This is a genomic window from Microbacterium sp. SY138 (genome assembly GCF_039729145.1).
In the GTDB taxonomy this organism is placed as follows: Bacteria; Actinomycetota; Actinomycetes; order Actinomycetales; family Microbacteriaceae; genus Microbacterium; species Microbacterium maritypicum_A.
The window spans coordinates 585,195-611,551 of the sequence record NZ_CP155793.1 but is presented as its reverse complement, the minus strand read 5'-3'; the positions used below and the strand labels follow the sequence as shown (position 1 = coordinate 611,551).

Below are 26,357 nucleotides of genomic sequence, written 5' to 3'. Positions count from 1 at the left end.
AGAGGTGTCGCGCGGCATCACTGCCAGACCTTGTGTTCGTATTCCTTGCCGTCCATCACGACCCAGGCCTCGATCGTCCCGCGGCGCATGCCGAGGTAGCAGCCGAGCTGCTGATCGATGTTGCCGTTGCCGTCGGTCGTGACGGTCCGTCCGCCGAATGTGCCGCCGTAGGGAGGCGGCGCGTTGCTGGCGCACTGCACCCACATGCTGGAGTTCGCCGGGAAGCCGCGGCCGGTGAGGTAGAAGTATGCGCACGTGCCGTCGTTGCAGTTGGGCTGTCCGTTCGCGTTTCCGGTCGAGGTGACCCAGGCGCGCGGGTCGGGCTTCGGTCCGGACGTCTGCTCCGCGGATCGGGTGATCTGCTGGCCTGCCTGGTCGGTGACCTCGACGTCGATCGTGTGCCGCTGGCTGTACCCGTCGCCGACCGTACGGCTGCCGCTGGCGGCGACGTTCTGCCAGCCGCCGCCGTCGATGCGGATGCGGACGGTCTTGATGGAGCGGCCGTTCGCGGCGGGCCCCGCGTCCCAGTTGAAGGTGACGCTGGTGGGGTTCTGCGAAGCGCTGACCGCCGGCTGCTTCAGCGGACCGTACGGGTTGCCGACGATCTGTCCGGAGGGATCGCTCGCGTACGTCGACCCGTCGACCGTCGCGACCGCGCGCACCCGCACGTTGTAGTTGGTTCCGTTGGCGAGTCCGGTGACCACGTTGTTGCCCGGCATCGCCGCCCAGCTGCTACCGCCGTTGATCGAGTACTGGTACTGCACCTCGGTCGTCTTCGCGCCGTTGAGGGCGCTCCGGGACCAGGTGAGAGTGAGCGAGCGATCGCCCGGCGTGACGGCCGAGAGAACAGGAGCGTCGGGCTTGTTCACACCGCGGCGCGGTGCCGACATGGGACTCCAGTCGCCCCAGCCCGCCTTGTTCTGGGCACGGATGCGGTAGGTGTACGGCACCTCTGATGTCGGGACCGAGACCGCTTGCGACCGTATGGACGCCCCCGGGGTGAGTGTGTTGCGGAGCGTTCCGCCCTCCCATACCTGCAGTTCGAAGGAGTCGATCGGATCACCGTTGGGATTCCCCGGCACCCAGCTCACCTGCATCTGCGCCTGGCTGCCCACGGCCTGCAGCTGCGCGACGGTTGGGGCGGCCGCGGGCATCGGAGGACCTGCCGGTACCTCCGACGCCGACCAGCCGCTCCAGCTCGACGGCTCGGGCGCGCGGTTGTGAGCCTGCACGCGCACCTGGTAGATGCCGCCGTTCTCGAGCCCCTCCCAGGTCATCGAGTTCCCGGTGGCCTGCTTCTGCGAGACCCCGGACGGCGGAGCCGGGGAGATCTCCAGCGTGTAGCTCTCGACAGGAGATCCGGGAGTTGTCGGGGTGGCCCAGGAGACCTTGAGGGACTTGTCGCCGAAGGCGAGGGTCGGCGGGTTCGGGGTGTCGGGCCGAGCGTCCGGACGGGCGACCGCCGACGAGCCTGACGGCTTCGACTCGCCGACGCGGTTCGTCGCGGTCACCTGGAAGGTGTATTCGACGTTGTTGGTCAAGCCGTCCAGCGTGCAGGTGGTGGAGCGGCACTCCTTCGAGTACGGGTTGCCGCTGACGGACTTCACCGTGTACTTCGTGATCTCGGCGCCGTTGTTCGCCGGCGCCCCATAGGAGACGACGACGGTACGGTCCTGCACGCTCGAGACGAGAGGGGTTCCCGGCGCGTCCGGAACACCCTGCACCGTGACGATGATCTGCCCGTTGGCTTCGCGCTCGGCATCCTTCGTCGCGTCCTGGATGCGATAGCGCACGACCATGGTCCCGACGAAGCTGGGGTCGGGCGTGACGACCACCTGATCGCCCTTGACGGCCGCGCCGCCGGAGCCCGACTCCGTGGCGGCCGTCATCAGCTTGAGCGGCGTCTCCGGGAACGGGTTGTAGTCGTTCGCGAGCACGGGCACCGTGATGCTCTTGCCCTGATCCGCTTCCGAGATCGTGTCGGTGTTGGCCGCGGGCAGTGGGCGGGTCGACGCGCCGACGCGCACGGTCACGGTGCCTTCGACCGCCTCGGTCGTTCCGTCGGTGATCTCGAGCTTGAGCGAGGCGACCGTGCCCTTCTCGACATCCGACGACGCTTCCACGAGCAGCTTCGAGCCATCGATCTTGGCGGTGATGCCCTTGCCGGCGCCGCTGACGTACTTGTACCTGTGCGTGCCCTCGTCCTCCGGATCGGGGTCGGTCGTGAGCGCAGCGAGGTCGAGCGTCGACGCCTTCTCCCCCGGGGCGACGATGACCTCTGCCCCCGTGAACACCGGCTGCTGGTTCTCCGGCGGCAGCACGTTGATCGGGATGCTCAGCGTCGCCGTGCGGCCCTCGGGGTCGTCGGGGCCCGTGCCGTCGGTGACCTCGAAGGTGAGCGAGTCCTGTCCGAAGTACCCGTCGGCCGAGGTGTAGACCAGCGTCGTCTCGTCCTTCACGAGGTCGTCGCCGTTCGCATACACGGCGGTGACCTTGGCGTGTTCGGTGATCCGAGCCGTACCGCCGCCGGCGACGGTGACGAATTTCGAGAGCGGGATCTCCTTGGTCTCGCCGCTCATGACCTCGAGCGGCTTCGTCGAGTCGAGGATCGGCCGGAGGTCCGCTTCGGCGGGAACGAAGATGAAGGCCGATGCGGCCAGTTCGTCCTGGTCGGTGATCGTGTAGCGGATGAGCTGCAGGTTCTCCGTCACGGTGACCCGCACCTTGCCGTTCTCGAGCTGCATGGCGCCTTCACCGAGCGCGAGCTTGAGGCGGTCGGTCGTGCCGTCCGGGTCCTCGTCGTTCTTGAGGATGTCGAGGTCGGCACTCATCGTGCCGTCGGTGAGGTCGGTCGGGCGCACGCGGTCGTCTCGCGCGACGGGCGCCTGCAACGGCACGTCCTCGTCGACCGTGATCTGCAGGGCCGCGGTGGCTTCCGCGCCCCGCGCATCGCGGATCGTGTACTGCAGCGACGTCTCGAGCTCGCGGTTCGGCGCCTGCACCAGCACGCGGTCACCCGAGACGCGGGCCGTGATCCCCGTGTCGGTCGGAACCTCGAGACCGTCCTTCACGAGACTGATCTTGTCGCCCTCGGGGTCGGAGTCGTTGAGCATCACCGGTACCGAGATCTCACGGCCGGGTCGCACGACCACGGCATCCTTCACCGCGAAGGGCCTCTGGTTGACCTGCTCGCCCGGAGCGATGCCCACGCGGATCGTGGCGATGCCCTCCTTGCCGAGGCGGTCGCGCACTCGATAGCGGAACACATCGACACCGGAGGAGTCGTCGAACGCCTCGTAGGTGAAGTAGTTCTGCGCGGTCTCGGTGATGCGGCCCTTCGTGGGGCTGGAGGCGATGTCGATCAGCTCGACCGAGTCGCCGTCGGCGTCGATGCCGTCCAGAGGCACGGCGATGTTCGCGGTGGATCCGGCGAGCACGCGCGCAACGAGATCCTGAGGGCGTGGAGCGGCGTTGGTGTCCGCGTCGACGGGGAGGATCTGAATCGTGACGTAGCCGGCGTCCTTCTGCTGGCGGGAGTCGACGGCCTCATACGTCAGATAGACCGTCTTCGCGACGGGTCCGGCCTTGAAGCGGATCGTGTCCTGCGAGACGAACGCCTCGCCGTCTTCCGGGTCGACGAGGGGCTCGACCAGCTCGGGCACGACGTGCATGACGTCGTCGTTCGGATGCGTGTCGTTGTCGAGCACCGGGATGGTGACGACGTCGCCGGCACGCACGATCGCGGTGTCGTCGTTCACGACCGGCTGGAGGAGCTGGTCGGGCGCGGGGATCGGGATCACCACGACCTCGCCCTCGGCCGACTTGGAACCGTTCGAGATCCGGTACTTGATGCGGGCCTGATCGGTGAGCGATCCCTGGTCGGTGATACGGAGGGTCTCATGGTTGATGACCGACACCGAGACGCCGGAGTCGTCCTCGATCGAGACCGACTGCACGACGAGGATGCCGCCGGCGGGGTCGACATCGTTCGCGAGCACACCGATGAGCACGTCACCACCGGTCGGCAGCAGCGCCACGTCGCGCACGGCGACAGGGGGCAGATCCGTCTCGCTCGCCTCCAGCACGTCAACGCGCACGATCCCCTCGCCGTTCTCGGGACCGGCGGTCGCGAGATACAGCACGTAGTAGGTGCCGGGGGCATCGGCGGTGAATGTGAACGTCTTGTTGGGGCCGTCGGTCACGATGGTCGCGCCGGGGACCTCGTTCACGCGCCCGAGACGCAGCAGCTCTCGGCCCGAGCTGGTGTCGTTGGCGAGCGGCGCCACCGTGACCTGCTCGCCGACGCGGGTGACGACGTGGTCGGCGTTGGTCTTCGGCTTCGTCGAGCCCTCCGGCCGCACGTCGAGGATCACCGTGGCGGTGGCCGTCTCGCCGTATCCGTCGGCGACCGTGACCTGCACCTCCTTATGCCCCTGCTGGCTCGCCGTGGCCTTGTAGGTGATCTGACCGTCGGTGTTGAAGTCGACCTCGTCTCCGGGAGCGGCGACCACGTCCTTGAGGTAGACGTCGTCGCCCTCCGGGTCGATCCAGTCCGGGAGGATGTTGTACGAGATCGTGCCGCCGGTCTCGACCGTCAAGGTCGTCCTGCGCTTGGGGACAGGGGCGGTGTTGACGCTCTTGTCGAAGACGGTCAGCGTGACGGCCGCCGTGTCCTTGCCACCGCGGCCGTCATCGGCCTCGTAGGTGAACGTCGTCGAGCCGGACGCGCCCTCCTCGACCGCGATCTGCAGTGATCCGCCGTTCTGCACCTGCTGGATCGTGCCGATCGCGGGCTGGGCCTCGGCGAGCGTGGCGACCAGGACGTCGCCGTCGGGGTCGTTGTCGTTGTCGAGCACCGGGAGCATGGTCGTGACACCGGGGCGCACGCCGAAGGTGTCGTCCTCGGCGATCGGAGGAGTGTTCTCCTCCTTGCGCTCCGGGAGCGTCGTCTCGACGGTCTCCTCGGTCGAGTCGTCCTCGTTCTCGGTCTCGCCTTCCGGCGGGGTGAGGTCGTTCCAGTTGTCGACGCGCTGCAGACTCTCGTTGGCCAGCCAGGCCGCGCCGCCCACGGCGTCGTTGAGGATGATGACGTCGCGGTTGACACGGAACACGAGGCTCTTCGCGTCTTCGGCGCCCTCGACCTGGGCGTTGACGTCGTTGGTCGTGCCCGGGCACTCGCGGATGAAGGTCGCCGTGCCGGCCCACGCGCCGTAGGTGCATCCGCGCAGCCAGACGGGAGCGGCCGCGGTGCCGTCGCCCCCCGCGTCGACCTCGGTCGGCTCGCTGCCGTCGAGGGGGACGCTGACGAGGGCGTTCGCAGTCGAGATCGCCACCGCGTCGGTGTTCTCGGACGACTGCTGCAGGACCGCCTTGTCGGCACCGCGGATCTCGGTGCGCATGCCACCGGGCGAGGTCACGACCCCGGCGGCGCGATCGAGCACGACCGGTGTGCGTCCAACGGCTGTGATGGTCGGCTTCGCGGCCGCATCGAGCTCGCCGACCGAGGCTGCGGAGGCGTCGAGCGCCTCCCCCTCGTTGTCCACAGGGACGGTGACGACCTCGCCGCGCTCCGGCGCGAGTCCGAAGACGGTGCCGTCCTTGGCCACCGCCACGTCGGCACCGGCTCCCAGCTCCGCCACCGGCTCGTTGACCTCGGCTTCGAAGGAGGAGACACCCTGCGCCGGAACGACCCAGAGCTCGCCGGTCTTCTGGTCGAGGATCGCGGCCGTGCGGTTGCCCAGCGCGACCTTCGAGGAGGAGGGGACCTTCGCGGAGTCGTTGAGCGAGACGCGTGCCGGATCGACGGCGGTCAGGGTCGAGGCGTTCTCATCGACGACGAGGATGTTGCTCGTGTCCTGCAGGATGTCGTAGTTCTCACCCGTGGTGCGCAGGCCACCGTCGAGGACGGTCGACTCGTTGTTGAAGTGCCCGACGAGCAGGCTCGAGGTCTTGGTGATCCAGACGCCGCCGTCGTTCAGATCGACCTTGGTGGTCGGGAATCCCTCATAGGTGAAAGCCATCGTGGTGATGGCGATGACGCCGACGGTGACGCCGGCGGCCGACGCCAGCGTCTTCGGTCGTGCGCGCATCCATGACAACGCCTTCATTCCCGGTTCCCCCCCAGGGTGACACTCTTCGATTGCTCCTGTGCAGTCCCGACGGGCCCACCGAGCACCCGTTCATCCTAACTGCGTCCTGGAATACTGCTCGATGGGGATATTTGCCCATCGCCGAGGGTCAGGCTCGCCAGCACCCCGAGATGTGGTCGTCGACCATCCCGCCCGACTGCATCAGCGCGTACATCGTGGTCGGCCCGACGAAGCGGAATCCGCGACGGCGCAGCTCTGTGCTCAGCGCGGTCGATTCCGGCGTGACCGCCGGGACGTCGGCGAAGGATGACGGGCGATCACCCGCGGCCGTCGGAGCGAACGACCACATGAGCGCGTCGAACTCGCCCTCGGCCATGCCCCGGACGATGCGGGCGTTGCCGATGGTCGCCTCGATCTTGGCGCGGTTGCGGACGATGCCGGCATCGCCCATCAGACGCTCGACGTCGGACTCGTCGAACTCCGCGACGATCCCGGGCTCGAATCCTGCGAACACCTCGCGGAACCGCGGTCGCTTGCGCAGGATCGTGATCCACGAGAGCCCCGCCTGGAAGCCCTCGAGCGCCATCTTCTCGAACAGCGCACGATCGCCGTGCAGGGGCGTGCCCCACTCCTCGTCGTGATAGCGGCGGTACTCGTCGTCGTCGCCCACCCAGGCGCAGCGGTCGCGGGCGTCGGGGCCCGTGAGAAGAGAGGTCATCCGCTCAGGCTAGCCGCGGTGACCGACACCGCCTTCAACCGAACGTGGCCGCGTCGATCACGAACCGGTACCGCACGTCCGACGCCAGCACGCGCTCATAGGCCGCGTTGATGTCGGAGGCGGGGATGGTCTCGATCTCGGCGGCGATGCCGTGCTCTGCACAGAAGTCGAGCATCTCCTGAGTCTCGCGGATGCCGCCGATGTTGCTGCCGGCGAGCGAGCGGCGTCCGCCGATCAGCGACATCACGCCGACCTCGAGGGGCTCGCCGGGAGCACCGACGCACACCATGGCTCCGCCGACGTCGAGCAGGCTCAGGTACGAGCGCAGATCGATCACGGCACTCACCGTGTTGAGGATCACGTCGAACGACGACCGCAGGTCGCGGAAGGTCTCGCGGTCGCTCGTGGCGCGATAGTGGTCGGCGCCGAGACGCAGACCGTCGTCCTTCTTGCTCAGGGTCTGCGAGAGCACGGTCACCTCGGCGCCGAGCGCGTGCGCGATCTGCACGCCCATGTGCCCGAGTCCGCCGAGACCGACGACCGCGACACGAGTGCCGGGTCCGACGTTCCAGTGCCGCAGCGGCGAGTAGGTCGTGATGCCGGCGCACAGCAGGGGTGCAGCGACATCCAGCGCCAGAGCATCGGGGATGCGCAGGACGAAGGCCTCGGTCACGACGACCTGCTCGGAGTACCCGCCCTGGGTGACGGTGCCGTCACGGTCGGTGCTGCCATAGGTGAGCACGGCCCCCTGTGTGCAGAACTGCTCCTCGTCGCGCAGGCAGTTGCGGCACTCGCCGCACGAGTTCACCAGGCATCCGACGCCGACGCGGTCGCCCACCGCGTGCCGGGTGACGTCCGCGCCGACTGCCGCCACCGTGCCGGTGATCTCATGCCCGGGAGCGAGCGGATACTGCTGCGGACCCCAGTCGCCGCGCACCGTGTGGATATCGGAGTGGCAGATCCCGGCGAAGGCGACGTCGATCAGCACGTCGAGTGGGCCGAGCTCGCGCCGTTCGATCACGGTCTTCTCGAGCGGGGCCGCTTCACGGGGTGCGGCATAGGCGTTCACGGCAGACATCTCGGACTCCTCGGATCGGGTACCTGCCGAGACTACCCAGCCCCGAATGGGAATCGGCCATCCGCGCGGATCGGCGATTGTCAAGGCCGGGGGCGCTCCGCTCGGCCGCGTCTAGGCTCGCGCCATGACCACCACCGACGACACGATCTCCGAGTACCTCACCCGCTACGCGGACAGCCTCACCGCGTTCGATGCCGAGACCGCGGCGGGGCTGTGGTCGACGCCGGGGACGATCGTGAACGACCGCTCCTCTGGTGTGCTGGAATCCCGCGACGCCATGATCGACGGTCTGCGGCAGTCCTATCCGATCTACCGGCGACTGGGGCTGGCCTCCGTCGGATTCGAGCTGCGCGAGCGCCGCGATCTCTCCGACCGTCTCGTGCTCGTCCGGGTGCGGTGGCTGTTCTTCGATGCCGGCGGCGCGCAGCTGACCGACACCGACAGCTACTACCTCCTGCGCGACGAAGACGCGGTGGGGCTGCAGGCATGCGTGTGCGTCGAGACCGATGCCGCCGAGAAGCTCCAGGCGCTGGCCGCCGCGCGCGGCGTGGACCTCACCGCGGCGCCCTGAGAACGACACCCGACACAGGGATCCCGCCTCGATCGTGAAGACGGGGCGGGATTCCTGGACCATGAACCGCGGGCGGGGTCAGCGCTGCTTCTTCTTCAGCGCCTTCTCCTGGATCGGCGCCCGGCCGGTCGCCGCGAGGTCGGCGTAGTACGCACGGGCCTCATCCTGACGCTGCTTCTCCAGACCGCTCGCGATGGGGGCACGCACGTGCTCGGGCTCGTAGCCGAACGCGTTCACGAGGTCGAGCGCATACGGGCGCAGGCGGGTGCACAGGCGATCGATGTAGCTCGACACGGCCGCGGCGCGCTGCGTCGACAGCCGTCCGTTGATGAGGTGCCAGGCGAGATGCTTCTCGATGAGCTGCAGACCGAACAGGTCACGCAGCCAGGTGAGCACCTTCTTCGTGTCCTCGTCGTCGATCTGGTGCACGGCGTCGGTGAACGCCTCCCACTGCAGCAGTTCGCCGTGCGCGCGGGCCGCCTCGATGAGCTCTGCCTGGTTCTCGTTGAACAGGCGGGCTCCGAGTGCCTTGTCCTTCGCGCCGGGGCGCAGACGCGAGGCGATGTCGGCCACCATCTGCTGCACACGGCCCGCGAGCAGGTCATGCTGCTGCTCCTCGCGCAGGCCCCGTTCGACCGAGCGGCTCACCTGTCCGAAGTCGGAGACGGCCTGACCGAGCTGACGCAGGCCGGCGCCGTGGAACAGTTTGCCCGCCGTCATCCCGACAGCGAACTTCGCGAGCGCCGCCGCATCCTTGCCCTGGAACTGCTTGGCGTAGTCGGTGAGCAGACGCTTGCCGACGAGCTGCAGCAGCACGTTGTTGTCGCCCTCGAACGTCACGTAGATGTCGAGGTCGGCGCGCAGACCCACCAGACGGTTCTCGAACATGAAACCGGCGCCGCCGGTGGCCTCACGAGCCTCCTGCAGCGTGTCGAGCGCGTGCCAGGTCGACAGCGGCTTGAGAGCCGCAGCCAGCGTCTCGAGGTCTTCGCGGTCGGCCGGGGTGTCGGTGCGACCGGAGAAGACGCCATCGAACTTCTGCAGGAACTCGTCGTGCGCGAAGATCTGCGCGTACGTGGTGGCCAGACGCGGGAGCAGACGGCGCTGGTGCTTGCCGTAGTCCATGAGCACGACCTCCTGCCCGTCCGCGCCGTCGAACTGACGGCGCTGGGTGGCGTAGGTGATCGCGATGTGCAGACCGAGAGCGGAGGCCCAGGATGCCGCGCCGTCGAGCGACACGCGCCCCTGCACGAGGGTGCCGAGCATGGTGAAGAAGCGGCGGCCGGGGCTGTCGATCGCGCTGGAGTACGTGCCGTCGGCCGCGACATCGCCGTAGCGGTTGAGGAGGTTGGTGCGTGGGATGCGCACGTGGTCGAACGAGAGGCGCCCGTTGTCGATACCGTTGAGCCCACCCTTGAGGCCGTCGTCCTCGCGGCCGATGCCGGGAAGATCGACGCCGTCGTCGCCGCGCAGCGGCACGTAGAAGCAGTGCACGCCGTGATTGACGCCGTTGGTGATGAGCTGCGCGAAGACCGTCGCCGCGATGCCGTGCAGGGCCGCGTTTCCGAGGTACTCCTTCGTCGCCCCGCGGAACGGGGTGTTGATGACGAACTCCTCCGTCTCGGGGTCGTAGGTCGCGGTCGTTCCGACGGCCGCGACGTCGGAGCCGTGACCGATCTCGGTCATCGCGAAGGCGCCGGGGATGGACAGGTCCATCACCCCGGGGAGCCACTTCGCGTGGTGCGCCTCGGTGCCGAGCTGCAGGATCGCCGAGCCGAAGAGCCCCCACTGCACGCCCGACTTGATCTGCAGGCTGGGGTCGGCCACCACGAGCTCCTCGAAGCCGGCGATGTTGGCGCCGTTGTTCTCCTCGCCGCCGAGCGACTTGGGAAACGCGCGGTGCACGGCCTTGTTCTCGACCAGCAGGTGCAGCTGGCTGAGCACGCGCTCGCGGTGCTCGTCCTTGCCGAGCTCGTCCTTGCGCCAGAACGCCGAGTCCTTGATCATCTCGCGGGCCTGGCGGCGCACGTCACCCCACGTGCCCATCAGGGCGTCGTTGACGCGGGCGACATCCAGGCGCAGGTGCGCATCCGCGGTGTCGGTGGAGGGGCGAGTCGTCTTCGGACGGACGGCGGCGTCGACCATGAGCGTTCCTCTCAGAGGGAAGTGGGAATACTGCCATGGTAGGTCTGCCACAACCACGGGCGAAGTGCTCTGTCCACTTCCTCCAACACCCGGCGGGCACATCTCCCCGCCGCGTTGTCGTCAGACCACAGTCCGCGCCTGCGCCTCCGCGTCGGGGCTCACCGTTCGCGGCGTCGTCGGCTGCCGCTCGACCCCGGCCTCCCGCCAGCGCCGCCTCGTCCCCGCACTCAACCGCCCCCAGGTCCGGTCACGGATGAAGATCGCATCGATCGCGATCATCGTGAGCGAGAACCACGGCAGTCCCATGAGCACCGCGATGCCGATGTGGAAGGAGAGGATGCCGAGCAGGCCGATCAGCCGCGTCGGACGAGTCAACAGCATGAGGGGGAAGGCGACCTGCAGGATGATCGACCCCCAGCTCGCGATCGTGACCATCGGCCCCCAGGCGGTGACGAGGTCGCTGAGCACCGGCCAGGTACCGAACCGTGCCGTCTGCAGCGGGTTGTAGATCGCGTACCCCTCTTCCCACGGGGCACCCCCGGCCTTGTACAGCGCCCCCGAGGCGTACACGAAGCACACCTGCGCGGTGAGGGCGACGAGGGCGAGGTTGTGGAACATGGTTCCCAGCAGCGCCGGCTGGCTGTTCGGGGCGAACCACTCCCCCGACTTCGCCCGACGCCTCGCGTCCAGCGACCACCGGGCCGCGGGGTCGGCGAAGAACAGCAGCAGCAGGGCGATGCGGAACATGTTGTCGCCCTGATCGCCGACCATGTCGTTGGCCTCGATGAAGCCCACCCAGAGGCAGAAGAAAATCGGGAGCACGATCCGGAACCGCCAGCCCAGGACGAACAGCACCGCGAGCACCCCGAGGAGGAGGTAGAGCGCCGTGTACAGCGCGTCGTTGCCCATCGCGGCATGGAAGGCGCTGAACACCCAGATCTTCGGGAACTCGCTCACCGGCTCGGCGAGCTCGCCGTTCCAGGCCGATCCGGATCCGAACGTGTAGAGGCGGGTGCTGAAGTTCGAGGCCAGCAGGCCGATGGCGGTGACGCCGAAGAGGATACGTGTGACCGCGAGCCCGTAGAGTGCCTTCTTGCCGTTGAAGAGCCAGTCGCCGACGAAAGCAGAGATGCGGTCGATCGCCGAGAGCACCATCGCCCAGAGCCCGCCGATCATCGACGAGGCGAACGTCAGCAGCCGAGTGAGGTACGACCGCGGGGGCACAGTGCTCGCAGGAGCGGGCGCGGGTTCACGAGGAGGAGCGGGAGGCGTGGACACCGGCGCCGGCGCGGTCGTCGTGCTCCGGGGCAGGGCTTCCTTCTTCGTCACGTCCTGCTTCGCGCCGGGCTTCCGCGGCGCGGTCCTCGTCGGCGCGCTCACGGCTGGATCCTCTCGAACTGGGCGCGGAAGGTGTCCGCGAAGTTCTCACGGCTCTGCCCTTCCTCTTCTATGGGAAGTCTCCATCCGGTGGTCGAGAACGTCGGATCGGGCCGCTGTGCGCTCGGATCGTTGCGATCCTCGTACGGGACCACGTTCTGACGACTCACGCGGTACTGCACTTTGACCACGGCATCCGCACCCCAGATCGCATAGGCCACCTGGGTCGCGTACGCGGTGGAGAGGTGCTCTTCGGCCATGTACGCCTCCGTCGACGGGTTGTCGCCCTCGAGCTTCTCGAACGAGCGCACCATCCACTCCTCCCCGTCGTCCTTCGCGAAGTCAAGACCGACCACGGCCTGCTGATCGGCGTTCAGCTTGTTGTAGGCGTTCATCTGTCCACTCGCCACCTCGCTGGACTGGATACCGGCGCGGGGCGGGAAGAGGTTGTAGCGGATCATCGACAGCTCGACGTCGGTGGCGCTGACCCAGCCGGTCTCGACCTGCTCGCCGTCCTTCTCGATGACGGCACGGACGTTGAAGTGGTAGTCGCCGTTGATCGGCTCCGGCGCGAAGACGCTCCAGGACTGTCCGAACATCGGCAGCATGTACCCGGCCAGCACCTCCTGTGTGGGGATCTCCCGCAGGGCGGAGTACGGCGCGATCCACAGGAAGGACGCCCCGATATGCCACAACGTCAGGAGGCAGGCGGCGAAGGCGATGAGCTTCACCCACCAGGTCGGACGCGGACGCACCACGGCCGTGTCACCCGACGCGGACACGTCGGTCTCCGGTGAGGACTCGAGTTTCGTGCTCATTCACTTCCCTCCGTACCGCCGAGGGTCGGGACCGCCGTGGGGAAACGGTCCCGACCACTCAGCGTTCCTGCATCGCGATCACTCCGTCTGCACCTGGGGCCGTCGGGATCTCGCGAGTCTCATCGCCCCCAGGCCGAGCATGAGGAGCAGTGCGGCCAGAGCGATCCATCCGCCCTGGACCTGTCCGCCTGTCGTGGCCAGACCCGACGCCACCACCTGGAACGAGGCCGATACGCTGCCGGACGTCGCTCCGGTCAGCGTCACGGTGTGGGTTCCGAGATCGGTGTCGGTGGGAACGGTCCAGGTGAAGGTGACCGTGCCCTGCGCGTTCGCGACCTGGGTTCCCAGCGCCACGGGGGCGGAGGTCATGACACCCGTCACCGTCTCGCCGGGCCTGAAGCCCGTGCCGACCGCGGTCTGTTGCTTGCCACGCTCCAGCACCGGGGACTTGAGCGCGATGGCGATGTTCCCGGTCGGGTCGGCCGCCGCGTCCGCCGAGGCGCTGGCGGTGGCATCGGCGGATGCCGCAGCCGTGGCTTCGGCCGAGGCGTCAGCTGCAGCCGACGCCGATGCCGTGGCCGACGACGAGGCGTTCGCCGCCGCTGCCGCCGAGGCGTTCGGATCCGCATCGGCCGAAGCCGAGGCATCCGCCGCACTGGTGGAGGTCGCGTCGTTCTGCGCTGCCGCCTGAGCCGCTGCCGCCGCAGAGGCATTCGCCGCTGTGGTGGCCGTGGTCGAGGCATCCGTGGAGGCATCGGTGGTCGCCGCTGCCTGGGCCGCGGCGTTGGCCGACACGTCCGCCGCAGCGGATGCCTGGCTGGTCGCGTCTGCGAGTGCCGCAGCCACTGCCGCTGCTTCCGCCGAGGCGTTACTGTCGTCGTCGGCCTGCGCAGAGGCCGACGCCGACGCGGAGGCGTTGGTGTTGATCTCCGCCGATGCGTCCGCCGAGGCGACCGCATCCGAAGACGCATCGGTCGAAGCGTTCGCGATGGCTGCCGCGCTCGCGTTCGACGCCGCGCTCGTACTCGCATCCGACGTGGCCGATGTGTCGGCCGCGGTGTTCGTCGTGGCGTCGGCCAGCGCTGCCGCCTGGGCGGCGATCGCCGCGCCGGCGTTCGCCTCCGAGGTGGCATCCGCCGTCGCCGCCGTGGACGAGGTCGCGGTCGCCGCTGCCTCCGATGCCGCTTCCGCCGCCGGGTCGGCCGCAGCCGATCCCTCCGCCGTGGCGTCGGCGAAGGCCGCGGCCTGCGCGGACGCTTCGGCGACCGCGGCGGTGGTGGCGTCGGCGTTCGCCGAAGCGGATGCCGAGGCTGTCGCGTTCGTGTTCGCCGAAGCCTCAGACGATGCGTCCGTGGACGAATCCGTGGTCGCTGCCGATTCCGACGAGGCCGAGGAGTTCGACTCCGCCGCCGTCGATGCCGCGGCGTTCGCGTCGTCCGACGCGTCCGCTTGCGCGGCCGCCTGCGCCGCGACGGCCGCCGAGGCGTTGGCCGCGGAGGTCACATCCGTGGTCGCGGTGGTCGAGGCATCGGTCGTCGCCGCGGCCTGAGCCGCCGACGTGGCATCAGCCGTCGCTGCCGCCGAGGCGGCGGAGGTGGCATCCGCGAGGGCAGCGGCTTCCGCAGCTGCCTGAGCCGACGGGTCACCGTCTGCCGTCGCGTCAGCCGAGGCGGACGCCGAGGCTGCCGCGTTCGTGTTGACGTCGCCCGGATCGCCCGCAGTCACCTCGGTGGTGTCCGATCCGGTGACCGCACCCGCGGTCGCCGTGAGCGTGTAGCCCGTTCCCGGCGTGGTGCCGGCCGGAACCGGATAACTCGCCGTGAAGGCGCCGGAGGCATCCGTGGTCGCGGTCACCGGACCGCCGACGTCGGCGCCGCCGCCCGGAGCCGTCAGCTGCAACGACACCGAGGAGCTCACCGGCCACCCGGAACCGGTGACGGCCAGGTTCGTGCCCGCGGGGACTTGCGCCGCCGCATCCACCACGACCGGAGCCGCTGTGACCTCTGTCGTGTCGGTCGCCGTCTGCGAACCCACCGAAGCCGTGACCGTGTAGCCGGTCCCTGCGGGTGTGCCGGCCGGAACCGGGTAGTCGAGTGCGAAGCCGCCGAGAGCACCGGTCGTCGCGGTTCGAGGCGTGCCGATGGCCGCACCGCCGGGAGCGGTCAGCTGCACCGACACCTCGGTGTCGGCCGGCCAGTTCGTCCCGGTGACAGGCAGATCGCTGCCGGCCTGCACGGTCGCCGCCGCGTCGATCGCGGCCGCCGCCGTCACCTCGGTGGTGTCGGTCGCGGTCTGGGCGCCGACGGTCGCCGTCACGGTGTAGCCCGTGCCGGGAGTCGCAGAGGCCGGCACCGGGTAGTCGAGCGTGAAGCCGCCCGTGCCGTCGGTGGTCACCGTCTCCGGACCGCCCACGTTCGCACCACCGCCGGGAGCGGTCAGCTGCACCGACACCTGCCTGTTCGCCGGCCAATTCGTCCCCGTGACCGGAAGCGACGTTCCTGCCTGAACCGTCGCCGCTGCGTCGACGGCCGCCGCGGCCGTGACCTCGGTCGTGTCGGTCGCGGTCTGGGTGCCGACGGTCGCCGTCACGGTGTAGCCCGCTCCGGGAGTCGCAGAGGCCGGCACCGGATAGTCCAGCGTGAAGCCGCCGGACACATCCGTCGTCACCGTCTCCGGACCGCCGACGTTCCCGCCGCCGGGAGCCGTCAACTGCACCGACACCTGCGTGTTCGCCGGCCAATTCGCTCCGGTGACCGGAAGCGACGTCCCTGCCTGCACGGTCGCCGCCGCGTCGACGGTCGCCGCCGCCGTCACCTCGGTCGTGTCGATCGCGGTGACCGCTCCTGCCGTCCCGGTCACGGTGTACGCCGCGCCCGGCGCCGCAGACGCGGGAACCGGGTAGTCGAGCGTGATCTCGCCGGATGCGTTGGAGGTCGCCGTGACCGGCCCGCCGACGTTCGCGCCCCCACCGGGAGCCGTCAGCTGCACCGACACCTGCGTGTTCGCGGGCCAGTTCGTGCCGGTGATGGGAAGGCTCGTGCCCGCCTGGACGGTCGCGGCTGCGTCGATCGACGCGACCGGCGCAGCCGTCACCTCGGTGGTGTCGGTCGCCGTCTGGGTGCCGACCGATGCCGTGACCTCGTATCCGGTCGCCGCCGGCGTTCCCGCCGGGACGGGATAGGCCAGCGTGAACGTGCCGGAGCCGTCGGTGGTCACGAGTTCGGGACCACCGATGTTCGCACCGCCGCCGGGAGCCCGCAGCTGCACCGACACCTGGGTGTTCGCGGGCCAGTTGGTTCCCGAGACACCGAGATTCGTGCCCGCCTGCACCGCGGGTGCCGCGTCGATGGCTGCCGCAGCAGTGACCTCGGTGGTGTCCGTCGCCGTGCTGGTGCCGTCGGTCGCCGTCACGATGTAGCCGGTGCCCGGCGGCGTCGCCACCGGAATCCCGTACGCGAAGGTGAAGGCGCCGTTGGCATCGGTCGTGACCGGCAACGGGTCGTTGACGATGCCGCCGCCGGCGGTGGTCACCTGGATGGTGACCTGCGTGTTCGCAGGCCATCCCGAGCCCGTCACAGGGAGGTCGGTTCCCGCCTGGACCGTGGCGGCCGCGTCGATCGCGGGGACGGCCGCCACCGCGGCCTTCACCGTCGACGATCCGAGGTCGAGCGAGACCCCGCCCCCGACGGCGGGGAGCAGATTCACGCCGAGCGCGCGCACGGTGAAGCTCCCTCCGGGGATGTCTCCTGTCGCCGGCTGCTCGTTGATGGTGATGGTCGCGACCTGCGCCAGCACGCCCTGCAGAACGGGATCGAGCGTCGAGAGCACCGGTCCGGTGATCGCGGCGAGCGCGGGCTGCACGAGCGGGATCACGCTGTTCAGCGCGGTGTTCACGAGCGGACCCGTCGTGGTGGCGACCGCATTCGTGACGGCAGCGACCACCGGGTTCAGCAGGACGCCGATGTTGAGACCGGCGAGGCTGATGTCGGTCGCGACCACGGGAACCGGCGTCGCGGTGCCGGCGAACTGCGCCAGCGAGCCCTTGACCGTCACATCCCCTGACACCAGTGGCGTTCCGGTGAGCGGCACCGTGAGATCCACCCCGACGGTCAGCGTCACCTGGAGCGCGTCCAACGTCGACTTCAGGATGGTGGAGACCTTGCCGTTCAAGCTGTTGGGGTGGGTGCCGGTGAGGGCGGAGGTGATGCCCTGCTGGATCGCGGAGATCGTCGTGGCCGACAGCACCGGGGTGTTCGCCGGCAGGGAGTTGAGGTCGGCCCCAGCCCCGGTCTCGACGAGGATCTTGGCGAGATCGACGGACACCGTCCCGGTGTTCAGATCGACCAGCACCGAGCCCGTCGTGTTCTCCACCGGTGTCTGCAGCACCTGCGTGGTCACGGTCTGTCCGACCGTGTCGAGTCCGGCGATCGCGACCGTTCCTCCGGTCGCGGTGAACGCCGCGACGAGCGGCACGTCGGGAATCGCATTGATCGTGTTGACGATGGTCGTGGTGAGTGCGGTCAGCGCTCCGCCGGGGCCGGCGAGATCGCTCACGGGGGTGACGGTGCCCTGGATCGCGGAGGCGAGTGTGCCCGAGAGCCCGGCGACCAGGTTGCTGTGCAGATCGAGGTTCAGATCCGCGATGCGGTACTGGGAGGTGACCGTTCCCGCGTTGGATTCGGCACGCGATGCGAGTGCGCCGATACCGACCGACGCCTGGTCGAGAACCGCGTCGGTGAGTCCGGCGACGGCGAGCTGGTCGAACAGGTCGGTGAGCTCGAGGGTGCCGGGGTTCACGCTGCCGTCGATGGCGCCGGTGTCGATCGCGCCCCCCGAGGTGATGGTCCCGGATGAGGCGATCGACTGCGTCTGGGTCGGCGACGAGCTGAAGCTCTGCGCTGCGCCCAGATCGCCGAGTCGCAGCAGACCGGGCGTCCCGGGGGTGCCGTCGGTCAGGAGCGGCACGTTCAGCGTGCCCACGTCGATGCTCAGCGCCTCCAGCAGCCCGACGTCCAGCCCGCCGAGCTCAGAGCCGGGGGCCGCCGGGTTGCTCGTCAGCGTGTGTCCGAGCGCCGCGATGTCGAGGCCGCCGAGCAGGGCGGCGGGCAGCTGGATGATCTGCCCCTGCGCGACAGACGGATCATTCGGATTCGCCGCGTCCAGCGCATTCGCCGCCGTCGGCACCAGTGCACTCGCGAGGATCACCGCGCCGACGGTGACGCCGGCGATGCCTCCTCCTACCGCTCTGCGTCGCCGCAGAGTCCTCTCCTGCAATTCCATTCGCTACTCCCGTGTGATGCGATCTTCCGCGTCACATGGCCCCCCCACGGGTCGACTTCTGTCGGCCGAGCGATGTTGCGCTCATTCTTACGGGATCCCGAATGAGAAGTCCAGCATTCGTCCAGAAATCGTCCGGTGAACGTCTTCGCGCGAGACATTTCGAAACGTGGTGACCGTGCAGCGACGGGATGCTCCCGGCGAGAGGATGCCGGGACGCCGAACCGCCCCGCATGCCGAAGCTTGCGGGGCGGTCTTCCGGACGGTGCGACCGGACTAGAGCGAGAGCCCGTGACCGAACCGGAACAGCGGATCGGCGGTGTCGAACGGCACATCGGGACGGGAGGCTTCGACAGCGTCCATCGACCGCGGCAGGTCGAACGGCAGCCTGCCCTGGGCGGGGAACGCGGCGCTGAGCACGTCGAGGAGCGCGGCGCTCGAGGCCCCCCAGTTCACGGTCATCGCGGCCGCGGCCTCGACGATCGGGGTGAGGATCGGCGGACGATCCGCGAGCACGTCGACGACGGTCGGCACGACGGCGGCGACCGCGCGGACGTGCGCGACCACATCGTCCGAGAACGCGAGAGAGCCCGCGTGGAAGAAGTTCTCGAACATCGTCTCGCGCTCTTCGAACGGAGCCTGCAGGCGGATGACGGCCAGGTCGGCTTCCTCCGGCGTCGTGACGATCTCCCCGAACGATGCAGCGACCGTCGCGTCGACGCCCTCGACGTAGAGCTTGCGGCCGGGGACCAACGGCAGGGCACCGTCGTTCATGAGCACCGTGATCGAGGCGCGCTGGGCGACCTCCCCCGCGGCTCGGAAATCGGCTCGCCCGACGATCTCGTCGGCCGCGTCCTCGTCGACGTACGGGTTCTCGAACAGCCCGAGCTCGAACTTCTCGCGCAGGATGCGGCGAGCCGAGACGTCGAGTCGCTCCTCGGTCACCTCACCGTCGGCGATGAGCTCGAGCAGCAGCTCCGGGTTCGCTTCGCCGCCGAACTGGTCGGCTCCGGCCTCCAGCACCTTCTTCATGCGCTCGCGCGGCGTGAGATCCTCCACGCCCCAGGCACGTGCGGGGAAGGGCTGACCGAAGATCTCGGAGTCGCTGATCAGGCCCCAGTCGGTGCACACGAGACCGTCGAAGCCGTAGCGCTCACGCAGCAGGCCGGTGATCACGGACTTGTTGAACCCGAATCCCACCTCCTCGTACTCCGTGCCGACGGGCATCCCGTAGTACGGCATCATCTGCCGGGTCCCCGCGGCGAGCGCGTCTTCGAACGGCTTCAGGTGAAGCTCGAACTCGCCGCCAGGATAGATCTGCTCGCGGCCGTAGGGGAAGTGCGGGTCCTCGCCGTCCTTCTGCGGACCGCCTCCGGGGAAGTGCTTCGTCATGGTCGACACCGATCCGGGCCCGAAGGACTCCCCCTGGAACCCGCGGATGTAGGCGGCGCCGAGCTTTCCCGACAGTTCCGCGTCTTCGCCGAAGGTCGCCGTCTGCCGCGCCCACCGCGGCTCAGTCGCGAGGTCGACCTGCGGGTGCAGCGCGACCCGCAGCCCGACCGCCGTGTACTCCTGTCGGGCGATGTCGGCGAAGCGCTCGACGAGCGCCTCGTCACGGGTGGCGGCGAGGCCGAGGGTCTCGGGCCATTGCGAGAAGGGGCCGGCGAGGATCGACGCACCGGGGTTCTCGCTGAACGAGTGCCGCGGGTCGGTCGACAGCGTCACCGGGATGCCGAGACGCGTGGATGCCGCCAGTCGCTGCAGCGCGTTCTGCCATGCCGCGATCTCGCGGCCGGTCGGCGCCTCACCGAGCAGGTTGAAGTGCGTCATCCGCTTGGTCTCGAGGAATTCGCGCGCCGATGGAGTCGCGAAGACCGGGTTCGGCTCTTCGAGGTGGCCGATGGCGATCATGGTGTGGAAGAAGAGCCCGGCCTTCTCCTCGATCGTCATGGCGTCGAGCAGAAGCTGCACCCGTTCGTCGACGGGGAGATCGGTGTCGAGCCACGGGCGTGCGGTGATGGTCTCGGTCATGGTCACTTGACTCCCTTGATGCGGTAGACGAGAACGGCGCCGGCCAGCGCGACGACCGCGCCGAACAGGTACCAGGTGGTGTAGCCGCCGAGCGGTGTGGCTGCGCCGATGGCGATGATGCCGGGGGCGATGGCCGGGGCGATGGACTGCGGCAGAGCATTGGCGATGTTCAGCACACCGAGGTCCTTGGCCACGTCGTCGGGGTTGGGCAGCACCTCGGTCGCGAGGGCCAGGTCGACCGAGAGGAAGGACCCGGCGCCCAGACCGATGATCGCCTGCGCGATGATGACGGTCGTGACGTCGGGGGCGACGGCGAGGATGACCAGCCCGACCACCATGATCACGCCGGCGATCGCGACGAAGGGGCGACGCTTGCCGATCTTGTCGGAGAGGAATCCACCCAGCGGCGAGGAGATCGCCATCGCCGCCATCGAGGCGAGGTTGGCGGCCAGGATGATGCCGACCGCGCCCTGCTCGTCGAGGCCGAACTTGGTGACGAGGTAGAGCGGCAGGAAGGTGGCGATACCGGCGTAGCCGAACATCACGAAGAACTTGGTGAGCCAGGTCCAGCCGAAGTCGGGGTGCGTGCGCGGGTTGAACACGAACGAGCCGAAGAACATGCCGACGGTGAACTTCTCGGCCGGCTTCTCGGTGAGGCGGCGATCCTTGAGGATCAGGACGAACACGATCACGAGGATCAGTGCGATCACGCCGGGCACCACGAAGCGCTCGAAGTCGCCGGGGAGAAAGTTCACGAGGAAGCTGCCGGCGAGGATGCCGATCGGGGTCGTGATGCCGATGATGCCGGAGACCTTGCCTCGGCTGGTGACCGGCACCTGATCGGGCAGCGTGGCGTTGGCCGCGGCCAGCACGGCGTTCATCGCGGTCTGCACGAGGCACCAGGCGAGCAGGACCATCCACACGGAGGTCGCCGAGCCGATGAGGAGGAAGCCGCCGAGCCCCACGATCGCGCCGCCGAGGATCCACGGACGACGCATGCCCCAGCGCGAGGTGGTGCGGTCGGAGAGCCGGCCGACGAGGGGGTTCGCGATCAGGGCGAAGATCGCACCCACGCCCATCACGAGTCCGAGGCTGCCCTCGGTGTTCACGGGGTCGATGTGCTGGATCTTGAATGCCATCGACACCATGACCGGGGTGAGCAGGGCGAGGTAGACGCCGAAGTTCACGGCGGCGAGGCCCGGCGTGTAGCCGCGCGGGGTCTTCGGCGGCGTGGTTCCGGGGGCCTTGAACCCGGTGGTGCCGACCGCGGCCGCCGTGGCGGCGGATGACAGCTCTGTCATGACAGTCCTTTCGATTCACCGCACGTCTTCGGGCGATGCGGTCTGGGATGACGATACACCAATCTCGACCATCTGGTAACTGAAACCAGACCGATTGGTAATGAGCGAGGATAGGATGCGGAAGGAGGATGCGATGACGACGACGACCGGCTCCCGGCACGCGCGCGCTGCCGCCACGCGCCAGCGCATCCTGACCGCGGCGCACGATCTGTTCGTCACCCGCGGCTACCGGTCGACGTCTCTGCGCGATATCGCCACCGCGGCCTCCGTCAGCCATCCAGGGCTCCTCGGCCATTTCGCCTCGAAGGACGACCTGCTCGGCGAAGTGGTCGCCGAGCTCGAAGCCGAGAACGAGACCGTGTTCAGCGCCATCTCGGCCGCCTCCGAGCCGGGCGAGCTGGTGTTCGCCGGCATCGCCGAACGGAACGCGCGCACCGCGGGCTACCTCGAGCTGTTCGCCGCGCTCACGGGCGAAGCCTCTGCTCCCGGACACCCTGCGCACGAGCGGATGCGCGCCCGGTACTGCCGACTCCGCTCGCTGAGCATCGACGTCCTGGAAGACGCGAAGCACCACGGCGTCATCGCAGCCGATCGCGATGTCGACGGGGAGACGGTGCGACACACCGCCGGATGGGACGGGCTGCAGCTGCTGTCGCAGTATCTGCCTGATCGGGTCGACGTGGTGGAGATGCTCGAGGAGCGGGAGAACCTCTGGGCACTGCCGCTCGGGTGGCGGAACCCCGACGACGAGCCCTCGTCGGACACCTCTGACCCGGCGGGGCCCCTGCCCGCACTGCGCACGACCGCTGCAGCCGACGTCGATCCCGGCTATGCGGTCGGCCGTCGTCGTCGCGCGCAGATCCTCGCCGATGCGACCCGCCTGTTCGCCCGCGACGGCTACGGCGACACCAGCCTGCAGGACATCGCGACCGCGGTCGGGGTGTCGAAGTCGACGCTGCTGCACCACTACCCGTCGAAGGAACTGCTGCTCAGCGCCGTCCTGACCGAACGCGACAGCGCCATCAACCAGAACCAGGGGTTCGCCGGCGCCGCGTCAGCGGGCGAGCTGCTGCGCGGCATCCCCGACGGTGCCGCGCTCAGCGCGCAGGAGGAACCCGGTCTGATCGAGGTGTATGCGGTGTTGTCGTGCGAGGCCGTGCCCGCCACCCACCCCGCGCATGACTACTTCGCGATGCGGTTCGCGAACGCCCTCGACTACTTCACCGAGCTCTTCCGGCTCGCCCAGGTCGACGGCGACCTACCGGCGCACCGCGACCCCGCGCACGAGGCCACGTGGCTCATCGCGATGTGGGACGGACTGCAGTACCAGTGGCTGTACGACAGGGAGCGGCTCGACATCGCCACCCACCTGCGCGCACATCTCGACGACGTGCTGCCTCCGCGCTGAGCGCGCGCGGAGTCGGGCGGTGATGGTCAGGGCTCAGATCAGGCCGCAGCGATGACCGCGAGAACACCCTTGCCGTACGCCTCGCGTTTCTTCGCGCCGATGCCGGTGATCCCGTCGAGGTCGGCGAGGGAGGCAGGACGATGCTCCGCGAGCGCGCGCAGGGTCGCGTCCCCGAATACGATGTAGGCGGGGACGCCCTGCTCGCGGGCGGTCTCGGCCCGCCAGGTGCGCAGCGCCTCGAACAGACCCCGGTCTCCGGCGTCCAGGGCATCGGCGGCACTGGCCTTGCGAGCCCGACCGGACGAGGTCGGACGCCCGATCGTGTCCTTGCGCAGCGGTACAGCCGTCTCGCCGCGCAGCACTCCGGCGGCCTGCTCTCCGGGAGCGAGGGTGCCGTAGTCGCCCTGCGCGACCAGGATGCCACGGGCGAGGAGCTGCCGGACGACGCTGCGCCAGTCCTGATCGGAGAGGTCGTTGCCGATGCCGTAGGTCGCGAGCTTCTCGTGTCCCTGCTGCCGGATGCGCTCGGTCGAGGCGCCGCGGAGGATGTCGATCAGGTGGCCGGCACCGAACGCCTGATTGCGCTCACGCTTCAGCCGCACGATCGTCGAGAGCAGCTTCTGCGCGGGCACGAGCCCGTCGAACGTCTCGGTGTTCTCGAGGCACGTGTCGCAGTTGCCACAGGGCTGCGATTCCTGACCGAAGTACCCCAGCAGGTTCTGCCGGCGGCACTCCACGGTCTCGCACAGCGCGAGCATCGCGTCGAGGTGCTGGCCCATCCGCATCTTGAACGTGCGGTCGCCGGGGCTCTGGTCGATGAGCCGGCGCTGCTGCACGACGTCGCCCAGACCGTACGCCATCCACGCCACAGAGGGCTCGCCGTCGCGGCCGGCGCGACCGGTCTCCTGGTAGTAGCCCTCGACCGACTTCGGCAGATCGATGTGCGCGACGAAGCGCACGTCGGGCTTGTCGATGCCCATGCCGAACGCGATGGTCGCGACCATGACCACGCCGTCTTCACGGAGGAAGCGCGCCTGGTTGGCCGCCCGCACCTCGGCGGGCAGACCCGCGTGGTACGGCAGCGCATCGAACCCCTGGGCGGCGAGAGAGGTCGCCGTCTGCTCGACCGATTTGCGGCTGAGCGCGTAGACGATCCCTGCCGCGCCTTCCGGCTGCGAGCGGATGAACTGGACGAGCTGCTTGCGCGGATCGACCTTCGGCACGATGCGGTACTGGATGTTCGGGCGGTCGAAGCTCGCGACGAAGTGGGCAGCGCCCTCGAGGTGCAGCCGCTCGGTGATCTCCTTGTGCGTCGCCGCGGTCGCCGTCGCCGTGAGCGCCATGCGCGGCACCCCGGGGAACCGCTCCCCCAGGTCGCCGAGCGTCAGGTAGTCGGGGCGGAAGTCATGCCCCCACTGCGACACGCAGTGCGCCTCGTCGATCGCGATGACGCTGAGCGATCCGCGCTGCAGCAGCGCGGTGGTCTGCGCGTTCGAGAGGCGCTCCGGGGCGACGTAGATGAGGTCGAGCTCGCCGTCGACGTAGGCCCGCTCGACCTCGCGACGCTCGTCGATCGCCTGGGTGGAGTTGAGGTAGGCGGCCTTCACACCGTTGGCCCGCAGGGCATCGACCTGGTCGTGCATGAGCGCGATGAGCGGGCTGATCACGAGGCCCGTGCCCTCACGGACGAGGGCGGGCACCTGGTAGGTGATGCTCTTTCCGCCACCGGTCGGCATCAACACGACGGCGTCTCCGCCGGCGATGACCTGCTCGACGATCGCCGCCTGGTCGCCGCGGAACTCGTCGTAGCCGAAGACGGTGTGCAGAGCCTCGCGCGCGGTCGCGTACCGGCTCGGTGTCGCGCGACGAGCGGCCGGAGCCGCGGATGCGGGGGCCACCGGAGTGACCGGCCCCTGACCCCAGTCGAGCGGCGGCTCGTAGCCCGCCCCCTGCGGCTCCCAGTCCATCGGCTCGGGCGGGGCGGACGACTCCCAACCGTCGTCGTAGGGCTCGTCGGCGTACGGCAGGTCCGCGTACGGGTCACGGGGAGTCTGCGGCATCCCTCCAGCGTAACGACCCCCGCCGACGCGGGAGGCGCTTCCTCCACACCCTCGACCGCCCCACTGCCGAAACCCAGGCCACCTGCCTCCCCCATGGAGTGTCGCACTCCGACGCGCCGGTGCGGCAGCAGACGGCCTGGGTTTTCGCCGGGCCCGACCGCGCACGCGGGGCGTAGGTTGGAGGCATCCGTTCGAAGGAGCAGCCGATGACCGCCATCACCGTGACCCGCAACGACGAGGAATCGCGCTACGAGATCCGTTCCGACGACGTGCTCGCGGGCTTCGCGGCGTACGATCTGCGCCCCGGATCCATCCGCTTCATCCATACCGAGATCGACCCGGCGTTCCAGGGCCAGGGCCTGGCGGGCACGCTCGCATCGGCGGCGCTGGCGGATGCGGCAGGACGGGGTGACGCCATCGTGCCGCTGTGCCCGTACATCGCCAAGTACCTCGAGACGCACGAGGTGGCCGGTGCCGAGATTCGCTGGCCGAAGACCCCCTCTGCACCTGTGGGAACCGCGGACGAGGACCCGACGGGCCGCGCCGAATGATCGGACAGCACCGCCTCCTCCTCGAGCCCCGCGAGGTGCCGCTCGGCGGGGTGCGCGGCATGAACGTGCTGCGCGCGCTACCGCACCGCAACCTGCCCACGATCGGCGCCTGGTGCTTCCTCGACCGGTTCGGACCGGCCGACACGAAGATGCGGGTCGAGCCGCACCCCCACATCGGTCTGCAGACCGTGACCTGGCCGCTCGTCGGAGAGATCCGTCACCGCGACTCGCTCGGCAGCGACGCCGACCTGCGCCGCGGGCAGTTGAACCTGATGACCGCGGGCAACGGGATCTCCCACTCGGAGTACTCGATCGGCGAGGATCCCGTCCCCCTCGATGCGCTGCAGTTCTGGGTGGCGCTCCCGGATTCGGCCCGCCACGGCGCTGCCGGGTTCGAACGGCACACCGCACTGCCCGCACTCACCGTCTCGGCCGACGAGGGAGCGGATGCCGAAGCCACCGTCGTGCTCGGCGAGTTCGCCGGCGTGCGCTCACCCGCCACGGTGCACACCCCGATCGTCGGGGCCGAGATCGTGCTCGCTCCCGGCTCGCGTGTGCTTCTGCCGCTGCGCTCCGACTGGGAGCACGCCCTCATGCTCGTCGAGGGAGATGCCGTGGTGGCCGCGCATCCGCTCGATCGCAACGCACTGCTCTACCTCGGCGACTCCCGCGACACCGTCGAGGTGTCGAGCACCGAGGGGGCCCTGCTGTTCCTGCTCGGCGGCGCGCCCTTCGAGGACGACCTCGTGATGTGGTGGAACTTCGCCGGCCGCTCGCATGACGAGATCGTCGAGGCGCGCGAAGAGTGGGAAGCGGAGTCCGTGACGGGAGCGGCATCCCCCCGCTTCGGCGCGGTCGACGGTCACGACGTGCGCATCCCCGCTCCGCCGCTCCCTGACGTGCGGCTCATGCCGCGCAGCCGGAAACTCTGAC

At 69.2% G+C, this 26,357-nt stretch carries 14 protein-coding genes; 4 read left to right on the top strand and 10 right to left on the bottom strand.

Translation table 11 applies throughout. From position 1 onward, the window contains the following. Positions 1-17: 17 nt before the first annotated feature. From ABDC25_RS02775 to ABDC25_RS02765, 3 genes are all read right to left on the bottom strand, one after another. Positions 18-6,107 carry an Ig-like domain-containing protein gene (locus ABDC25_RS02775; RefSeq protein ID WP_347124736.1) on the bottom strand — a complete coding sequence of 2,030 codons (6,090 nt, stop codon included), beginning with the start codon at positions 6,105-6,107 and terminating at the stop codon, positions 18-20. A 130-nt stretch (positions 6,108-6,237) separates the two neighbouring features. Continuing rightward, entirely contained in the window at positions 6,238-6,807 is a 570-nt protein-coding gene (locus tag ABDC25_RS02770; protein ID WP_347124734.1) for a DNA-3-methyladenine glycosylase I, read from the bottom strand. A gap of 34 nt (positions 6,808-6,841) precedes the next feature. Further along, positions 6,842-7,885 carry an NAD(P)-dependent alcohol dehydrogenase gene (locus ABDC25_RS02765; RefSeq protein WP_167254845.1) on the bottom strand — a complete coding sequence of 348 codons (1,044 nt, stop codon included), beginning with the start codon at positions 7,883-7,885 and terminating at the stop codon, positions 6,842-6,844. A 124-nt stretch (positions 7,886-8,009) separates the two neighbouring features. On the opposite strand from ABDC25_RS02765, the gene ABDC25_RS02760 reads away from it, so the two are divergent. After that, entirely contained in the window at positions 8,010-8,456 is a 447-nt protein-coding gene (locus tag ABDC25_RS02760; protein WP_029266514.1) for a hypothetical protein, read from the top strand. A 78-nt stretch (positions 8,457-8,534) separates the two neighbouring features. On the opposite strand, the gene ABDC25_RS02755 is transcribed toward ABDC25_RS02760, so the two are convergent. The 6 genes from ABDC25_RS02755 to ABDC25_RS02730 form a co-directional block, all read right to left on the bottom strand. After that, positions 8,535-10,601: an acyl-CoA dehydrogenase gene (locus tag ABDC25_RS02755; RefSeq protein ID WP_297556995.1), complete on the bottom strand. Its 2,067-nt coding sequence runs from the start codon at positions 10,599-10,601 to the stop codon at positions 8,535-8,537. Positions 10,602-10,721: 120 nt separating this feature from the next. Further along, on the bottom strand, positions 10,722-11,981 hold the full coding sequence (locus tag ABDC25_RS02750; RefSeq protein WP_347124731.1) for an HTTM domain-containing protein: 1,260 nt from the start codon (positions 11,979-11,981) through the stop codon (positions 10,722-10,724). Further along, entirely contained in the window at positions 11,978-12,796 is an 819-nt protein-coding gene (locus tag ABDC25_RS02745; RefSeq protein ID WP_021198472.1) for a DUF5819 family protein, read from the bottom strand. The genes ABDC25_RS02750 and ABDC25_RS02745 overlap by 4 nt, the downstream gene beginning before the upstream one ends. 78 nt (positions 12,797-12,874) lie before the next feature. Beyond that, positions 12,875-18,076, bottom strand: coding sequence for a choice-of-anchor G family protein (locus tag ABDC25_RS02740; protein WP_347124729.1), 5,202 nt, complete (start codon positions 18,074-18,076; stop codon positions 12,875-12,877). Positions 18,077-18,349: 273 nt separating this feature from the next. Further along, positions 18,350-20,104 carry a glycoside hydrolase family 3 N-terminal domain-containing protein gene (locus ABDC25_RS02735; protein WP_347124727.1) on the bottom strand — a complete coding sequence of 585 codons (1,755 nt, stop codon included), beginning with the start codon at positions 20,102-20,104 and terminating at the stop codon, positions 18,350-18,352. 2 nt (positions 20,105-20,106) lie between these two features. After that, positions 20,107-21,405 (bottom strand): MFS transporter, encoded by a 1,299-nt coding sequence (locus ABDC25_RS02730; protein WP_347124725.1) that lies wholly within the window; start codon positions 21,403-21,405, stop codon positions 20,107-20,109. 133 nt (positions 21,406-21,538) lie between these two features. Between ABDC25_RS02730 and ABDC25_RS02725 the strand changes: the two genes are divergently transcribed. Further along, positions 21,539-22,813 carry a TetR/AcrR family transcriptional regulator gene (locus ABDC25_RS02725; protein WP_347124723.1) on the top strand — a complete coding sequence of 425 codons (1,275 nt, stop codon included), beginning with the start codon at positions 21,539-21,541 and terminating at the stop codon, positions 22,811-22,813. A gap of 38 nt (positions 22,814-22,851) precedes the next feature. Here the strand turns inward: ABDC25_RS02725 and recQ are convergent, their stop codons facing one another. Then, the gene (recQ, locus tag ABDC25_RS02720; RefSeq protein ID WP_347124721.1) at positions 22,852-24,873 is read right to left on the bottom strand and encodes a DNA helicase RecQ; all 2,022 of its coding nucleotides are present in this window, start codon (positions 24,871-24,873) and stop codon (positions 22,852-22,854) included. Between the two features lie 206 nt (positions 24,874-25,079). On the opposite strand from recQ, the gene ABDC25_RS02715 reads away from it, so the two are divergent. Both ABDC25_RS02715 and ABDC25_RS02710 read left to right on the top strand, forming a co-directional pair. After that, positions 25,080-25,424 carry a GNAT family N-acetyltransferase gene (locus ABDC25_RS02715; RefSeq protein WP_347124719.1) on the top strand — a complete coding sequence of 115 codons (345 nt, stop codon included), beginning with the start codon at positions 25,080-25,082 and terminating at the stop codon, positions 25,422-25,424. Then, positions 25,421-26,356 (top strand): pirin family protein, encoded by a 936-nt coding sequence (locus ABDC25_RS02710; protein ID WP_347124717.1) that lies wholly within the window; start codon positions 25,421-25,423, stop codon positions 26,354-26,356. The genes ABDC25_RS02715 and ABDC25_RS02710 overlap by 4 nt, the downstream gene beginning before the upstream one ends. The last annotated feature ends 1 nt before the right edge of the window (position 26,357 follow it).

Excerpts from the sequence above, each read along its gene's own strand:
- ABDC25_RS02775 (WP_347124736.1), bottom strand. The coding sequence starts at position 6,107 with ATGAAGGCGTTGTCATGGATGCGCGCACGACCGAAGACGCTGGCGTCG.
- ABDC25_RS02770 (WP_347124734.1), bottom strand. The coding sequence starts at position 6,807 with ATGACCTCTCTTCTCACGGGCCCCGACGCCCGCGACCGCTGCGCCTGG.
- ABDC25_RS02765 (WP_167254845.1), bottom strand. The coding sequence starts at position 7,885 with ATGTCTGCCGTGAACGCCTATGCCGCACCCCGTGAAGCGGCCCCGCTC.
- ABDC25_RS02760 (WP_029266514.1), top strand. The coding sequence starts at position 8,010 with ATGACCACCACCGACGACACGATCTCCGAGTACCTCACCCGCTACGCG.
- ABDC25_RS02755 (WP_297556995.1), bottom strand. The coding sequence starts at position 10,601 with ATGGTCGACGCCGCCGTCCGTCCGAAGACGACTCGCCCCTCCACCGAC.
- ABDC25_RS02745 (WP_021198472.1), bottom strand. The coding sequence starts at position 12,796 with ATGAGCACGAAACTCGAGTCCTCACCGGAGACCGACGTGTCCGCGTCG.
- ABDC25_RS02740 (WP_347124729.1), bottom strand. The coding sequence starts at position 18,076 with ATGGAATTGCAGGAGAGGACTCTGCGGCGACGCAGAGCGGTAGGAGGA.
- ABDC25_RS02735 (WP_347124727.1), bottom strand. The coding sequence starts at position 20,104 with ATGACCGAGACCATCACCGCACGCCCGTGGCTCGACACCGATCTCCCC.
- ABDC25_RS02730 (WP_347124725.1), bottom strand. The coding sequence starts at position 21,405 with ATGACAGAGCTGTCATCCGCCGCCACGGCGGCCGCGGTCGGCACCACC.
- ABDC25_RS02725 (WP_347124723.1), top strand. The coding sequence starts at position 21,539 with ATGACGACGACGACCGGCTCCCGGCACGCGCGCGCTGCCGCCACGCGC.
- recQ (WP_347124721.1), bottom strand. The coding sequence starts at position 24,873 with ATGCCGCAGACTCCCCGTGACCCGTACGCGGACCTGCCGTACGCCGAC.
- ABDC25_RS02715 (WP_347124719.1), top strand. The coding sequence starts at position 25,080 with ATGACCGCCATCACCGTGACCCGCAACGACGAGGAATCGCGCTACGAG.
- ABDC25_RS02710 (WP_347124717.1), top strand. The coding sequence starts at position 25,421 with ATGATCGGACAGCACCGCCTCCTCCTCGAGCCCCGCGAGGTGCCGCTC.